At 35.6% G+C, this 16,048-nt stretch carries 15 protein-coding genes; 7 read left to right on the plus strand and 8 right to left on the minus strand.

Annotation, left to right across the window (positions count from 1 at the left end; genetic code table 11):
* Positions 1-10 precede the first annotated feature (10 nt).
* The 7 genes from R7F64_RS14575 (at position 11) to R7F64_RS14605 (ending at position 9,013) form a co-directional block, all read left to right on the plus strand.
* Positions 11-847: a DUF4391 domain-containing protein gene (locus R7F64_RS14575; protein WP_318071826.1), complete on the plus strand. Its 837-nt coding sequence runs from the start codon at positions 11-13 to the stop codon at positions 845-847.
* 104 nt (positions 848-951) lie between these two features.
* Positions 952-1,782: a hypothetical protein gene (locus R7F64_RS14580; RefSeq protein ID WP_318071827.1), complete on the plus strand. Its 831-nt coding sequence runs from the start codon at positions 952-954 to the stop codon at positions 1,780-1,782.
* A 15-nt stretch (positions 1,783-1,797) separates the two neighbouring features.
* Positions 1,798-3,612, plus strand: a complete 1,815-nt coding sequence (locus tag R7F64_RS14585) for a site-specific DNA-methyltransferase (RefSeq protein WP_318071828.1) — start codon at positions 1,798-1,800, stop codon at positions 3,610-3,612.
* A 10-nt stretch (positions 3,613-3,622) separates the two neighbouring features.
* Positions 3,623-6,805, plus strand: a complete 3,183-nt coding sequence (locus R7F64_RS14590; RefSeq protein WP_318071829.1) for a type III restriction-modification system endonuclease — start codon at positions 3,623-3,625, stop codon at positions 6,803-6,805.
* A 79-nt stretch (positions 6,806-6,884) separates the two neighbouring features.
* The gene (locus tag R7F64_RS14595) at positions 6,885-7,319 is read left to right on the plus strand and encodes a helix-turn-helix domain-containing protein (protein ID WP_318071830.1); all 435 of its coding nucleotides are present in this window, start codon (positions 6,885-6,887) and stop codon (positions 7,317-7,319) included.
* Between the two features lie 155 nt (positions 7,320-7,474).
* The gene (locus R7F64_RS14600; RefSeq protein ID WP_318071831.1) at positions 7,475-7,960 is read left to right on the plus strand and encodes a hypothetical protein; all 486 of its coding nucleotides are present in this window, start codon (positions 7,475-7,477) and stop codon (positions 7,958-7,960) included.
* Between the two features lie 51 nt (positions 7,961-8,011).
* On the plus strand, positions 8,012-9,013 hold the full coding sequence (locus tag R7F64_RS14605; protein ID WP_318071832.1) for a hypothetical protein: 1,002 nt from the start codon (positions 8,012-8,014) through the stop codon (positions 9,011-9,013).
* Between the two features lie 2 nt (positions 9,014-9,015).
* Here R7F64_RS14605 and R7F64_RS14610 read toward each other — a convergent pair whose 3' ends face one another.
* From R7F64_RS14610 to R7F64_RS14645, 8 genes are all read right to left on the minus strand, one after another.
* Positions 9,016-10,110: a hypothetical protein gene (locus tag R7F64_RS14610; RefSeq protein ID WP_318071833.1), complete on the minus strand. Its 1,095-nt coding sequence runs from the start codon at positions 10,108-10,110 to the stop codon at positions 9,016-9,018.
* A 21-nt stretch (positions 10,111-10,131) separates the two neighbouring features.
* The gene (locus R7F64_RS14615) at positions 10,132-10,704 is read right to left on the minus strand and encodes a DUF2913 family protein (protein WP_318071834.1); all 573 of its coding nucleotides are present in this window, start codon (positions 10,702-10,704) and stop codon (positions 10,132-10,134) included.
* A 134-nt stretch (positions 10,705-10,838) separates the two neighbouring features.
* Entirely contained in the window at positions 10,839-11,078 is a 240-nt protein-coding gene (locus tag R7F64_RS14620; protein ID WP_318071835.1) for a hypothetical protein, read from the minus strand.
* Positions 11,068-11,673, minus strand: a complete 606-nt coding sequence (locus R7F64_RS14625) for a hypothetical protein (RefSeq protein WP_318071836.1) — start codon at positions 11,671-11,673, stop codon at positions 11,068-11,070. The genes R7F64_RS14620 and R7F64_RS14625 overlap by 11 nt, the downstream gene beginning before the upstream one ends.
* 71 nt (positions 11,674-11,744) lie before the next feature.
* Positions 11,745-12,482: a hypothetical protein gene (locus R7F64_RS14630; RefSeq protein ID WP_318071837.1), complete on the minus strand. Its 738-nt coding sequence runs from the start codon at positions 12,480-12,482 to the stop codon at positions 11,745-11,747.
* Between the two features lie 92 nt (positions 12,483-12,574).
* Entirely contained in the window at positions 12,575-14,281 is a 1,707-nt protein-coding gene (locus R7F64_RS14635) for a DNA adenine methylase (protein WP_318071838.1), read from the minus strand.
* A gap of 140 nt (positions 14,282-14,421) precedes the next feature.
* On the minus strand, positions 14,422-14,991 hold the full coding sequence (locus R7F64_RS14640; protein WP_318071839.1) for a hypothetical protein: 570 nt from the start codon (positions 14,989-14,991) through the stop codon (positions 14,422-14,424).
* Positions 14,991-15,716 carry an N-6 DNA methylase gene (locus R7F64_RS14645; RefSeq protein WP_318071840.1) on the minus strand — a complete coding sequence of 242 codons (726 nt, stop codon included), beginning with the start codon at positions 15,714-15,716 and terminating at the stop codon, positions 14,991-14,993. Before R7F64_RS14645 ends, R7F64_RS14640 begins: the two co-directional genes overlap by 1 nt.
* Positions 15,717-16,048: the final 332 nt, after the last annotated feature.

Below are 16,048 nucleotides of genomic sequence, written 5' to 3' on the forward strand. Positions count from 1 at the left end.
AGGCGTACCAATGAGTAATGTTATTGATTTTGACTCAATTGATGCAAACAGCGAAGACCTGTTTGACGTTGTATATGAACATTTAGCTTTGCCTGATTCAACGTATCTTGGTACTCGAATCACCAAAAAGATGATCCTAGAAAACAACGATTTATCATCAAGTGACAAAAAGTTGGTTAATGAAGTTGTTCAATCAGTAGAGTGGGTTAACACGCTTAAGCGTGAGACGTTGAACATTCCTACGTATGTTACTGAAATGGTTGAGTACACCGAAGTAGCGGTACTCAAAGTCACTTTAAAAGCTGATGATTCAAATCTTGGTAAGTTAAAGAACACGGCGAAGCTATTTCATACCTTAATCCCTTATCCCGTTATATTAATGATTGAGCTAGATGGACAGTTAGCGATCAGTCTAGCGGATAAGCGAATCAATCAGTCTGATAGTTCAAAACTGGTTATTGAACATTACTACAATAGCCAATGGTTTTCAGTTGTCGGTTTGAAGCGCAATGAGAAAGAGTTCTTGAACGACTTTACGCTCAAAAATGTTTCAAACGTCAACTATTACGAACTGTATCAAGATTTCATTTCAATGTTACTCGCATTGGAGGCGAGCCTTGTGACTGGTAAATACAGTCGAGACGTTCGATCAGAAGCTATTGGATTTGAAGATAGAAGCAATGAAGAAAAGATTTCCATTCTCAACAAACTAGCAAGCTTAGAGGCTGAACTGGTAGGTATTAGAGCCAAGTTAAAGTTAGAAACTCAGATGAATCAAAAGATGCGAATGAACGTTGAAGCACACAAGATTAAAAAAAAGATAGATGAACTAACTTCTTGTTTGTAGTAGAGCTTTTCTTATCAGGTCCATAAGGTATAATCAAGGCCTTTTTGGCCTTATGATCTGTTTTAAGTCATCTGTGCCAATATAAATGGGCTAGGATGACAAAAATGTATACAAAAAAAACTGATTGGATGAACGATTATTTAGCAAGTTCTGATTATTATGTATCTGATCACCAATCTTACAGCGATAAATTGGCATTACCTGCTGAGGCAAAAGTTAGTTTAAGATTTATTGGGAACATCAAATCAGGGTACATATTTCTATTAGTAATCAATGCTCACCGCAGTCAATGGAGAGCTTGTGTAACACCTGAATTAAGGGAGCATCTGAATCATTTAAATATGATTACAGGGAGCAATATAGCCCTTTTGTTGTTTTCTGACGATTGTCCAGATCAGTTTGGTGTTGTGGAGAGTAGCGGAAATGCACAAAAACTGGACACTACTGGCTTAAAACAGTTTTTTGGCCAATTTAACCAAGAATATTTACAGAATTTAGGCGATGCAAAACCAAGAAATAAAACCTACAACGATTACTTTCAAGCCTGGACTATCAACAACTTATCAAGGTATCTTACAGTAAACGATATTGATGCGTTTAGTATATCGTTACTAAAAAATCGCTTAAATTTAATCGAGCTAAAGAGACCCAATGAACCTTGTTCAACGTGGCTACCTTATGTTGATGATGCAGGTAACTACAAAGCAGGCAACTGGATGTCGTCTAACCTCAAAAATACTTACTTTAAAACAGTTGCATATAATGCTGAAAATATGGACTCCATTGTTTTTTTGGATGTCTCTCATATTCAAAGAAATGAACTCTCAGGATACTTATTCCGTGGAACGGTGCAAGCCATTGATTTTGAAAGCTTGGCTTGTATGCAGCCTATGGAACACTTCGCTTCGACACGAGTTAGAAGACAACACTACTGATAAGATAACTAAATTATGAAAATAACGAACCGAGATGAATCAAGCAAAAGTTGCGATCTTATCAATGAAAACATTGAAAATTTGAAGAAGATTTTTCCGAACGTTGTAAATGAAAATAAAATCGACTTTGAAGCATTAAGACTCGAACTTGGTGGTGCGGTAGAAGAGAAAAGCGAACGATTTGGCTTCATTTGGCCAGAAAAAGACAAATGTAAACAGCTAGCACTTAAACCGTCAACAGCTACACTGCGACCTGTGTTTAGTGCTAGTGATGATCTTTCGGATAACCTGTTTATAGAAGGTGATAACCTAGAGGTTCTTAAGGTATTACAAAGAAGCTACCATAAAAAAGTTGATGTTATCTATATTGATCCTCCTTATAACACGGGGAAAGACTTTATCTACCCTGATAACTTCAAAGACAATGTTAAAAACTACCTTCAAATTACAGGTCAAATTGACATAGAAGGCAATGCTACTTCTACACAAGCAGAAAAGTCAGGACGCTATCATACCAACTGGCTAAATATGATGTATCCAAGATTAAAACTGGCAAGAAATTTACTTTCAGATCAGGGTGTTATATTTATTTCGATAGATGACAATGAACAAAGCAACCTTAAATCTATCTGTGATGAGATTTTCGGTGAAGACAATTTTGTAAATAATATTATATGGCAGAAAAAGTACTCTCCATCAAATGATGCAAAATGGTTGTCAGATAATCACGATTTCATTCTTTGTTATGCTAAAAATAAGTCGACTTGGAGACCTAATTTATTACCAAGAACGGACAAGCAAAACTCTGCCTACACCAATCGAGACAATGATCCTCGTGGTGATTGGAAGGCAGGTGATATGTCAGTAAAAACTTATTCTGCTGCTAACGATTATGAAATAACCACACCATCAGGAAGAGTCGTTTCGCCCCCTGCTGGTGCTTGTTGGCGTGTATCAAGAGCCAAGTTTGATGAAATGGTCTTGGATAACAGAATTTGGTTTGGTGAAGCTGGGAATAACGTTCCCGCTATTAAGCGTTTTCTTAGTGAAGTGAAACAAGGAATAACTCCACTTACACTTTGGACTTACCAAGAGGTCGGTCACAACCAAACCGCCAAACAAGAGCTTAAGAGATTATTTCCTGAGACCAAGGACATCTTTGACACTCCTAAACCTGTGTCATTGATTAAACGAATATTGGAAATTGGTTCGAAAAAAGATTCAATAGTTCTAGACTTTTTCGCTGGAAGTGGCACTACAGCTCAAGCTGTTATTGAGAAAAATATCGAAGATAATGGTCATAGGCAGTTCATACTTGTACAAATACCAGAAGAAACAGGAAAAAAGGACTTTGTCACTATTTCGGATTTCACACAAGAGAGAATTAACAGGGTTTGCAATCAAAACAATCTTAAGGCAGCAAGAACTTTCAAACTTGACGAGACTAACATTCGCCCTTGGGACGCTGATTTTGAAAACTTAGAGCAAGTGCTTCAACAAGCCACTAAGTCAATCAAAGACGGGCGTTCAAGTGAAGATGTATTGTATGAGATTTTCCTAAAATACGGATATGACCTAACTACACCAGTTGAAACAGAAGTTGTTAACGGAAAGAACGTGTATGTTGTTGGTGCAGGTGCATTATTTGTTTGTTTAGATGATGAAATTACGACCGACACTGTTGAAGGAATCGCCAAGCTTAAAGAAGAGTATGACCCTGAAACAACTCAAGTAGTATTCAAAGATGAAGGTTTTGCAGATGATCGGGTTAAGACGAATGCTATCCAAATCTTGAAACAAGCAGCTATTGATGATGTTAAGAGCATTTAAGGGATAAATTATGTCTGAAATGAAGATAAAGTTTAACCCTGACTTAGCTCACCAAAATGATGCGATTAACGCAGTTGTTGGTGTATTTGAGGGACAGGAAACATTTCAATCGAACTTTTCTGTTTCACAAAATGCGTTGAGCAATGAGCAGTTAGGATTATTTGCAAAGAACAATGATATTGGTGTGGCTAATGCTCTTAGCTTATTGCCAGAAGAGCTTTACGAAAACACACGAAATGTTCAGCTCATTAATGGTTTACCGCAAACTGAAACGTCAAAACAAGCATTACCTAGTCTTGATTTTACTATCGAGATGGAAACAGGTACGGGTAAAACATACGTTTACCTGAGAAGTGCTTTTGAGCTAAATCAACGATATGGACTCACTAAGTTCATCATCGTTGTACCGTCTGTCGCAATCAAAGAGGGTGTTTATAAATCCCTTCAAATGACAGAAGAGCATTTCAGAAAAGAGTACAAGAACGTTCAGTATGATTACTTTGTCTATGATTCATCGAAGCGTGAGCAAGTCAGAAACTTTGCTACGAATGATTATATACAAATAATGGTTATCAACATTGATGCTTTCAGTAAGTCTTTCACTGATCCAGAGAAAGAAACGAAAGCTAACCTGATTCACCGTACTGATGATCGACTGAACGGTATGAAACCTATTGAGTTTATTCAGGCAACCAATCCAGTTGTTTTGATTGATGAACCTCAGTCGGTAGCATCTACAGTAAATCGAAAAAAGGCAATTGAAAGCTTGAACCCACTGTGTACTTTCCGCTACTCAGCGACTCTCACAGAAAGCTTCAATATGCTGTATAAACTGGACTCAATTGACGCTTATGAGCGTAAATTGGTAAAACAGATTGAAGTTGCTTCACTAGAAGTTCAAGACAACCACAACCAAGCGTATATCAAGCTGATTAGTGTTGATAATAAAAAATCACCTATCACAGCAAAGGTTGAGATTGATGCACAAACTAAAACGGGTAAGTTGCAACCACGTAAGAGTATCACTGTTAAGAGTGGTACTGACTTATTTGAAGCGGCTGGTGGACGTTCAGTTTATGAAGGTTATGTGATCAATGATATTTATTGTGAAGAAGGCAATGAATACATCGACTTCACTAGCCGTGATGACATCATTGAGCTTGGACAGTCAATTGGTGAAGTTGACCTAGACACTTATAAGCGTTTACAGATCTCTAAAACGGTAGAAGAGCACCTTGAAAAAGAACTCAAATTTTTCAAGAAAGTAACTACTGGTGTTGATCCTATGGATTATTCAAAAGTGATGAGCCAGAAAGGGATCAAAGTTCTAAGTTTGTTCTTTATCGACAAAGTAGCGAACTATCGAGGTTATACCAAAGAGGGCGTACCTACACAGGGTAAGTTTGCTCAGTGGTTTGAAGAAGAGTTTACGCAGCAACTAAGAAAGCCAAAATACCGTCTTCTTTACCCTTCTATATGGAATAAAGATAGTTCTGGTAAGTCTGTTTTGAACGAACAAGCCCTAAAAGAACTCGCAAGCTCTGTTCACAACGGCTACTTTGCTCAAGACAAGAAGAAAGATGCTTCTGGTAATCCTCAATTTGCAGAATCTAAACTTTCAGCAAAAGGTGAAGGTGGTAAAACTGCTGCTGATGAGTCTGCATATAACTTGATTATGAAAGACAAAGAGAAACTGCTTTCTATTGATGAAAAGCTACGATTTATCTTTAGTCACTCTGCTCTAAAAGAAGGTTGGGATAACCCTAACGTATTCCAGATCTGTACGTTAAACGAAACCAATTCAGTGATGAAAAAACGTCAAGAGATTGGTCGTGGCTTACGTCTTGCTGTAGATCAGTCTGGTGAGCGTGTGCCTTACGGTTTTGAGGTGAATACCCTTACTGTAATGGCGAACGAATCATACGAACAGTTTGTAACTGAACTTCAAAAAGAGATTGAGAAAGAAGAAGGTATCAAGTTTGGTGCAGTTGAAAAGCACCAATTTGCGAATATCGTTGTCTCTGATGAACTCGATAAGAAAGAGTTCCTTGGAGCTAAAAAATCAGAAGAAATCTACCAACATCTTGCTGATAAAGGTTATATCGACAAGAAAGGTAAGATTCAGGATTCTCTAAAACTCGATCTGGCTGAAAACTCTGTAACTCTTCCTGAAAGTGTTAAAGAACATACTGATGCAATTTTAGCTACTTTAACTAAAGTTTCTAAAGGCTTGAGTATCAAAAAACACGAAGAGAAGAAGACAGCATCACTGCGTGAGGATAACGGTAAACAAGTTGTACTAGGAGATGATTTTAAAGCTCTTTGGGATCGCATTAAGTACAAAACAACTTATCGTGTAGATTTTAGTATTGGCGAATTGGTTGATAAATGTATCAATGAGATTCGAGCGTCAGTTGCGGTAGCAAGTGCTAAGTTTGAATACAAAAAGGTCAAAGTAGCAGTAACGGAAGCAGAGCTTGAAACTTTTGATGAAGAGTCAAAAATTCAATATTACCGAAATAGAAACTTCCAGTTGCCTGATGTAGTAACGTACTTAGAGTCTCATACGAATCTAACACGTAAGACAGTAGTTCAAATCCTACTAGGGCTAGGGGATAAGCTTGAAGCATTCAAAAATAATCCTCAAAGATTTATTGAGCTTGCAGGTGAAGTAATCCGTAAACAAATGCGCCTTGCAATTGTCGATGGAATCTCTTATCACCGCATTGGTGATGAAGATTACTATGCACAAGAGCTGTTCCAAGAAGAGGAGCTTACGGGCTATCTTAAGAATATGGTCGAAGCGAACAAGTCAGTTTACGACTATATCATTTGTGACTCTGATACTGAGTTTGAATTTGCTGAAAAACTTGAAACATCATCTGATGTTAAGTTGTATGCGAAATTACCAGGGTGGTTCAAGATCGATACGCCTCTAGGCAGTTACAACCCCGATTGGGCGGTTCTAATTGACAAAGAAGATGGTTTGGGTGATCAGCTTTACTTTGTGGTAGAAACTAAATCTAGTATCTTCTCTGATGATTTGAGAGCGTCTGAACAAGCCAAAATCAATTGTGGTATCGCCCACTTTGAAGCATTGTCGAAAGATAGAAATGGCAATGCGTTAGAGAATCCTGCGAAGTTTGTTAAAGCAGACTCATATGATACATTTTCTTATCACCTAGAAAGTTAACTAGTTAGGAGTGTGGCTCTTAGTTATAGAAGCCACACTTCATAAAGTTATATTGTTTACATTACAAGACTTTTAGTTTATGCCCCCCGACTTCTCTCATCTAATAAAATCAGCATCTAATGATAGGTTAAAGCTTAGACTGTTAGCTGTTTCTTACTATGTTAATGGTAAAAATAGGACTGAAATAGCGAAAATGCTTAATGTTAGTCGTCTTAGCGTTAATAGATGGGTTAAATTATATTTAGATCTTGGTGTAGATGGGCTTGTTGAAAAACCTCGAATGGGTAGACCTCCACAGTTAACAAATGCTCAGAAAAAGGTTTTAAAGAAGCAAGTTACAAATTGTTTAATCGTACCGAAGGAAGGAAAGCTTCAAGGTAGTGATATTGCTGACTATATAGCAAAGGAATTTAACGTCAATTACAGTTTATCTAGTGTTTATCGTGTTTTAAGTGAAATGGGTATTAATAAACATAGTAGAAAGCTTGAGATTTGGTCTGAAAATATCGAGTAGGGTTCTGATTTTTAATTATAGTATTAAGGTTTATTTTGAGTGTGAAAGTCATTTTATCAACACTTATATACTTTTTGACCTAAAGGCCATTATCACACTTCATAGACTTCTTAGTGTATGATGTTCAAAAGACAAAAACGGTCAGGGCTTTCAAAATGGATTTCAATAGATTCAGTAATTTAGAAAATGTTTATGTGTGGGACGAAGAACACAAGATCCTAGAAAAATTCATCGACTATCTTAAGTGGCAAACCTCGAAAGATGAAGATGAAACTCAAGATGAATATGAAGACCGAGTGGATTACTACCTCAAGTATGAGAATGTTTTTGATTCTGGTGAATCTATTCTTAACTTCTGTTTGTCAGAGAGTGAAGTTTTAGGTCAAGTCCTCAAAGAAGTTGATGTATTTGAAATATATGAAAAAGATTTTTCATTCAGTGAAGTGAGTTTAAGACATACTGACTTAATACAGCCACTTAGAGTTTGGGGCTATGCAGACTCAAAGCGAATTCTTCAAATCCCATTTATCGAAGAAACATACGCTGATGAGGTAAAAGCTTTTATTGTTGCAAGAGAGCGCAACTTAGAGAGCAGAAGAAAAAGAAGAGCATTACTGAAACAAGAGCACAATAAGCTCTAATAGTATCTAGAGCACTGCATTGAAGCAGTGCTTTGTTGATCAGGAAGAAGTATGAACAATAATCTAGCCAATCTTTCATTAGAAGAGCAACAAGCTCAACTTGAAAGCCGTAAACACTACACATTTTTCAAAGATGGTTACATTGATGGATATAGTTTTGCTTTTTGGTTGTTTGAATCACTATGGCTAGATGGTTTTGACGTAAAGAATCCAGTAGATCTACTGAATTCACTATGTTTATTCATTGATGATGAACATATAGAACAAAAGAAAGTTGTAGAAACTCATATTAATGATATGAACCCTGAAGCTTACGCAATGTATCCACAGGGAAAGACCATTTTGTTCCACTGCACCTTTTTCCTCAAAGTGATACACGATTATATTAATCATATCGGTCATAGAGTTATTGAAATCCCAAGAACCGAGAAAGATAAGTTATACAGTTGGTGGTTGAAGCGTGAACACATCTACACATTCACGTACCTCGATACGTTTATGACGCAATTTACTGAGATTTTGGACACTATGCCATCTTTTAGAACGATGGTGATGGATCTTCATATCTCAAGGCATCATTTAGCTGATGAGGAATGTTCAGCTTACTCAACAATCATCAAGAAAGAAGAACGTTCTAAAGACATTGTAGAGCGTATTCAAAAAGCCTTAGAGCAAGAATTTTATCTTGAAGCAATTGCACTAGAAGAAAGTTGCATTTCAGATCGCTTATCACTAGCTATGTACATCAAAGGACAAAAAGCAGGAACTAAGAGCTTTGCGAAGCTTATTGAGCTATGCGCTGACTATTTACCAAAGAATCTTAAGCGTGATGTTGATGAGTGGCGTAGAGAGCGAAATAGAGCGATTCACAACTTGGTTAGGTCTTCACCTCTTGAAGAGATGATAGACCTAGATGAACTTGATGTACTATCAATGAAAACGGCAAAAGAGGGAGCTGTTCTACTGGAACAGATTAATCTTTGGTTTGAAGACTTTATTCTGGCTGAGATGAACCCATTCCGTTTACATCTACAAGAAGAAGCACTGAACTAACATTACAAGTCTTGAGCTAACATCAAGCGAGACTTTAGAAAGGATAAGTTCGGTTCATCGAATCGACTAAAATTGAACTTTCCGTCAGTCGCATCGTTAAACCTTTCACAGTAGTAATCGAGTAGCGGATCGTATCTGTCACCGTGAACCCAAGTGTAGAACTTACCGAGTTCATAGCTTAACTCTCTACTAAGCTCAGACTTGATTCTTAGGTCACTATCATTCACTAGATCAACAATGTTCATTTCTTGAAGATTTTTCTTAATCTCTTCAATCAAAGGAATGAGGGATTCTTTGTACTTATCAGCGAGTGGTACAAGGTCAGAGTCAGTGAGTTCAGCTTCAAAAATCATAATCAGGTCGTTAATCTCCCCATTATAATATTCATTGTCTAAGCGTCTTACTGACTCAGAACGAAGAACATAAAGCTGTTCTAGCGGATCGGATTTAGTTTCAATATCAACTTTTGAAAGGTTTTGTTGATATTCAACGAAGAGTGTTTGGATCTTATCAGCAATAACATCAAGATACGCATATCGAGTTTTCAAAAATTCTAATAACTCATTGATATTCAAGTTTAAAGTCAGGTCTTCTTTACCTACATCACGACTGTAGAGCATAACGCTCAGGTCGCCAGAATTGAAATGACTATCGAATGGCCAACTGGCGAAACGCTTTGAACCATCTTGATACAGATCTACAGGGTGAGCACCGAAACAAGCTCTAATAGTTTTGAAGTAACGATTATCATCTTCATCGAGAAAAAGTCGATTTTCAAAGCAACTCTTTTCCCCGTGAAACGGTAAGGTATTCGCATTGATAAACACTCGATGGAGTTGTTTAATTGACTCCCAGACGAGATCAATCGAAGAGATGAGTGAATAAACCTGCATACATTTAGTATCTATGTCTTTATCAAAATCAGGCGCATTTTCTAAGTGGCGAACGGATACCGAGATCCAGTCCATTGCTGAACAAACGAGGTTAAAAAGGTTTTTACCGCCTTTATCTTTGTAGATCTGATATACAAAGCTAGAGTTTGAATTTACCAAGTCTCTAAAATCAACGATTTTATCGTCATTTACGACATTTCTCATTCGTTCTACCTTGTTAGATGGTCAAGAAATAGGGTGAAGCAAATAGTGGTAGTTGTTCAATTCTTTATTCACTTGATGAGCTTCATATTTGAAGTAAAGCTGTTCATCTAGGCACTTTCTGAACTTGCCAAGTTCTACTGTGTGTATAAACAGTGATATAGGTGCAACTTGTCTATTCTCATCATCAAAGCAATTGTCTATGTGTGCTCGATCTAGATAAACAACGTTAGCTTCTTGCTGTGGTGTTTCTTCAATTAGCTTGGTTGCTATTCCTGTGCTCTCAAAGCTCTCTAAGACGCTGTAAAGCTTTTCTACATCGTTCTTTGCTATGACCGTTTTGTATTGGCTTAAAATGCCGTCTAAGTGCTTCTCGATAGAACCAAACTTATTCTTCATTAAGCAAACAGTTTTGAGTTTCTTCTTGATTGTCGAGTATCGAGCTTGCTTCAGTTTAGGCTTTAGATAGTCGATGATGATCTTGTTTCTCTGATCTTCTTTGACAAAGCTTGTAGAAGCATTAACTTGAAAGTAAAGGTGAAGAAGCGTGTTCTCGAAAGTTGATTGAATCAGTTGATGATACGACTTGTCAGACATTAAATCAGTTTAGTTACTTGGAAGATGAACGAATTTTACCATATTAAAAAAGCCCTACAAAATGTGCAGGGCTTTACCAGATAACTTTTAACCGTTTCATTTCCCCATTCCAACGTTAAGAAACATAATGGTAATTAAGATTTTTTTGTTAACCTTCTTTTCTGGTCAAGTTCATCATCACGAAGATAGTAAATCTCACCAAAGAAAGGGCTGTAGTTCCACTCACTGTTACAGCTCTTGCAACAGTGGTGATAGTAGAACTCCATTACGTAAGCGGTATCTACTCGTTTTGAAGTGAAATCTTCATTGCCACAGTAGAAACACTCGCTATCGTCATTTTCGACTTCTAAGGTCACTCCTAGTCTATGCTGCATAAGCTTTACCAACACTATCAAAGCTTGCTTGAAGCATTTCTTCAAAGATCTTTGAATTAATCAATTCATTCGCTTGTTCATAGTTGATGTGAGTGTATGAATTATCATCTTCAGGAAAGTCATTTAAAATTGCATAGTTATTACTTAATGATCCAAGCTTTAAAGCAAATTGATTAAAAAAATCAGCAAATGCTAGATTACAGCTTTTAAACTCTTTGCTTAACAATTTACTATCTATGCTCAACATTTTACAAACGTTTAGTTCATACAATGATTTTACATCATTGATCAGATAGTCATTCCCATCTATGCAATGAAGCATAAAAGCAGGGCGGTAGATCTCTTGTTTGTGAGTATCAATGGTTACTAAGTAATGTTCAAAGATGTTTCTTTGTTCTACAATGAATTGACCTTTGATTATTGTGTTATTTTCTTTTAAGTATAGTTCTGTGTCACGCAAGTAAACATTGTTGTATTCTTTTAAGATTTTGAAAATGTCTATAATTTCAAATTCAAAAATCTCAGTTCCTTTATCAGCTAGATCGATTTGTCTTGTTGCTAGTGTTGCTGTTTTACCTTTTGCTATATAATACATGATAATAATTACCTCTTTTGTTTTTTAGTTATGCAAACTCCTTTTGCAGTAAAATCCAATTGTTTTGTTTCTTAGAAAACTTCTTCGTTATCATTTCCATAAAAGTAAATAAGATTATGTTTATGGCTAACTTCCCATCTTGAACTACACTTATCACAAGTATGAATAAAGAATGGATCATCTTGTTCAGATTCTTCATTAACTGCAACATTGTAATTTTCTGAATTACATTTAAAACAACGCTCATAAGAATATTTATCAGGCATATCGTCAAAATCATAGAGTTCATTTGCATAAATCTTCTTTTTAAAGCCAGTTATTTTTGAAAGTAACTCTTGAGAGTCGAAACATAGCTTATAATCATTATCATAGTCTAATAAGTCTTGATAAACGTCTTCTATGTATTCAGTAGGGTATGTCCCAATGTTCGACCAATCTTCAGTTTCATTTTCTTGAATCTTTTCAACTATCAAATGAGTAAGCATTATTGAAAGCTGAAATATTACATTTCTATATTTTTTAAATTCTTTTTCTTCAATTCTGAAATCTTGATTGCAAAAAATGTTTTCAAAGATTTGTTTCTCAAAGCTCTTCAACTCTTCTAAAGTGAATTGCTCTTCATAAACTGAATCGTTATACAGCTCTATTAAAAGTTCAGTTATGTTGAACTTTTCTTTTATAATCTTTCTAAACAGGTCTTGATTATCCGTGAGCAAGATAAAGTCGTTTTTCAAAACAGTATCTTCTTCACATAGACATTTTACTTTCTTCAATTCGTTTTTGTTTGTTTTTATTTTGTATATATACATGATAATTCTCTCTCTATTTAGTTGAGCAACCTCCTTGTTGCGTTAAGTCTTCCACTTTTCATAGCTTTAACCTTTATTCGTTAAAATAACGTCTAACTTACATAGTCTAAAACTCTTGGGTAGATATAATGTTCTTCAACAAACAACATCATTCCTGAATTGACTGGACTCGTTTCATCGTTTATATCGTATGAAAGGGCAAAACATTCATCTATCACTAAGTTTTTATCTATATGAATATCAATCTGTGTTTCAATGAATATTCCTAATTCATTGTATAGCCCTTGTATGTCTCCCTTAGCATTGACACAAAGAGAGTCAATTTCATCATAAAATCTTTGATTCAATAATCGTCTTGTGTAGTGCATTACTTCAACAAAATGATCAGGTGTTTGAACATAAATCCATTTAAGATTTATTGGTTTATCAAAGTTACCTACAACTTTTACATATGAAACGCTATCAGGCATTTGAGGGTTTAGTTTTAATGTTTCACTGGTCATTGAAATATCTCCTTTTGTTTTTTCGATAAATGAACCTTCTGTATTGTCGTAATAAATCGAGTAAGATTTATCATTGATTGAATGTGTTGAAACAGACTTTTCAAGGTATGTTTCGATTTTGTGTTCAAGATTGTTATCAACAAGGCGAACAGGTTTTTTCTGTGCAATGATGAAAAGCTCATACAATTCTTCATCGTGGTTATCACGATTGATTGAATCACCATTCTTCAAAGCGGTTTGACTTTGCTTATTCTTCTTGTGAGAGGTGTAATACACTTTGAAAGTCGCCATCTCACAACCACCCAAGCGAAACACTTCTTCAAAGTCTTGAGCTGATAAAAGACCTTGCGTTGAGTATGAGAAACAAACGAACTTAGACTTTGAACGTTGAACAAGGTTAATGAACTCAGGCATAACAAGTTCTTTCTTGTTCTTTTCAATCGTGTCTTTGTTTGCTTTAGTCGCAATAGGGCGATTAGCCTTGCCGAAAGTCTCAGGGCGATTGTTATCTACAATCGTGTTGTTTAGATGGTAATAAGCTGAATAGCTAAAGCCTGAACCACTCTTATTGTTAGAGCCGTAAGGTGGATCGAAGTAGGTAATATCAGCGTGAACTTCATCAATTACATCACCAATATCACCACATAGATTCTTGTGTTTACGTTTGCTTTGCTCAAACTCAGGGACTAATAGAACGAGGTCTTTTAATGACTTATCAGACCATTCCTTCAAATAGCTGTTTTGGTGTCCTAGCGTGTTTTGAACAAGGTTTGAAGCACGAAGCAGCGAAGTAAGTAAGATGTTCATTTCATCTTGATTAATCTCGCCATTCTCACGCATTTCATCAATGCGAGTGCGGATCATATCGATCTTGCGAGCGTTCTTGCTTAACCAAAGCTTTCTAGAACCATCGAGAGACACTGCTGAACCATCTAGAAAATCTTGAGAATAGGTTTCTGTAAACCAACCATCAGTTTGATAAAAATAAAGCTCTGGTAGGTTGTTTAGTTCGTCTACTAGCTCTTGAATACGCTCTACATGAGCGTTAGAGCTTAAGAAAGTATCGTTAATCACTTTTGTAAAAGATTGTTTGTCATTCGTGATTAGGTCGAACTTATCTTTGAAATGGTGTGCTACTTGACCACTACCTGAAAATGCGTCAAAGAAACTATTAATTTCTTGATTATCGGAAAAGTTAGATAAGTAATGATCTAAAGATTCTTCTAGGAAAGTAAGAAGCTTTGCTTTGCTACCCTGATATGGAACTGACTTAAAATTGTGACTTTGTGTTTTCATTATTATTCTCTCTTAGTTTTTAGTTGTGCAACCTCCTTGTTGCAGTTTTTCCACTTCTTTCATTTGATTTCCCTAATTGTTCATTAAAAATGAAAGTTTTAAATTGGAATTCGATTTTTCCAATTTTGGGTTGTTTAACCTTACTGATACCTAAATGAATATTCTAAAGTTGGTTCTTCAGGGTAATAATCTTCTCCTTCAATTATTTGATATTGCTGACTGACAAGTTGCTCAAGGCAATCAAAAAAGTTAAATATTTTATCTACATCATCACAATGCTCATTTTCACAATTTGTATTTTCTAATGCACAAAGTAAAGTTTGTGTATCGTAATCAAGAACATTGCCATTCTCTTTCTGAAAAGAACGATAGTCAGTGTAAAACTTAAATCTATCAAGACTAAGTAATGTGTGAAAAACCGTTACTAACTCTTCTAAATCTTCTTCTGAACCATCGAAACCGCAATCTTCTAAAATGACAAATAAATCTATACAATCAATTTCAAGTTTGTTCAGTCTTGAGAATGTATCAGGGCAATCAAAAACTACTCCAAGTTCATCATCTTCTTTACCTTTGATGAAGCTTTCAAAACACTCTTTTTCTGATTGATGAACATTCTTCAATTGTTTAAAGTCTTGAATCAAAAGATTACCCATTGTTTCTTTTTTATAGTTGAACTGAAATACATCTTTTTCGTTTAAGATTCTCATTATGCAGCCTCCTTATGATTCGGTTTAGGCTGATCTTCAAGCATATCTAAAACTCTTCTATGCAAATCGAAGTTAGGCATAGATCTTCTTTCAAGAATCTCTACAACATCTTTATCATTGATATGATTCAGATTTGGCGCAAAGATAACGTCTTTCCCTGTCATATATTCCGTTAAAGCATTTGAGCGATATGCTTTAAGATGAATTGTGTCAAAAGAATCTAAGTGCATTTCATTCATCAAAACCTGAACAACCGCAGTCTTTACCATAAGTTCATCAATATCATTGATAATCACTTTTATGTTGTGTTGCTTGGTTTCGTGAATTGTTTCCATTTGTGCCAAGACTAAAGAACCAGAACCGCAGCAAATGTCGCTAAACGAGCCATATGAACGAGCTTCACCTTCAACATATCTATTAGTTAGTTTTGACAACAAACGAGCTATATCAGACGGTGTAAAGCATTGACCAAGGCTTTTCTTGTCTAGAGCATTTATTTCAAACAAGACAAACCCTAAAAGGTCTTCAAAAGGATTCTGATCCACTTGCTCAATATAGAGAACTAGGAAGTTTAAGAAGTCTTCGTGTAGCCAGTTAAAACGGTCTTTAAAGTCTCTAACTACACGCATTTGATAAGTCATTTCGATCAATGACTCATAAATATAGAAAGGCTTTTTATTATGTTTGTTTGCTATTTCCTCAATTTTCTTTGTAATAATATTCATTTGTTTTCTCCAAATAATGTTTAGTTTAAATCATAACACTTTTCCGTTGCCGTTTTGATGTTATATATTTTATCAAATAATAATATTAAAGATCAATACCTCGAAATCTTACAAAAACATATTTGTCAAATGTTTTTTGCACAATAAAAAACAAACAAATTCCAGCAAGCATGGTCCTATAAGGCCGCAACGAAATCTTTTTCTTTATTATTAAAGAAATAAAAAACTTCAATTTTTTTAATAAAAATTTTAAATTTCATCGAAATAGCCCCTTTTCGACCAAAAAACACGCATTTTCAGCCAATTAGAGCACCCAACTAATGAGATTAATC

Source organism: Vibrio sp. Vb1980, from assembly GCF_033338615.1.
In the GTDB taxonomy this organism is placed as follows: Bacteria; Pseudomonadota; Gammaproteobacteria; order Enterobacterales; family Vibrionaceae; genus Vibrio; species Vibrio alginolyticus.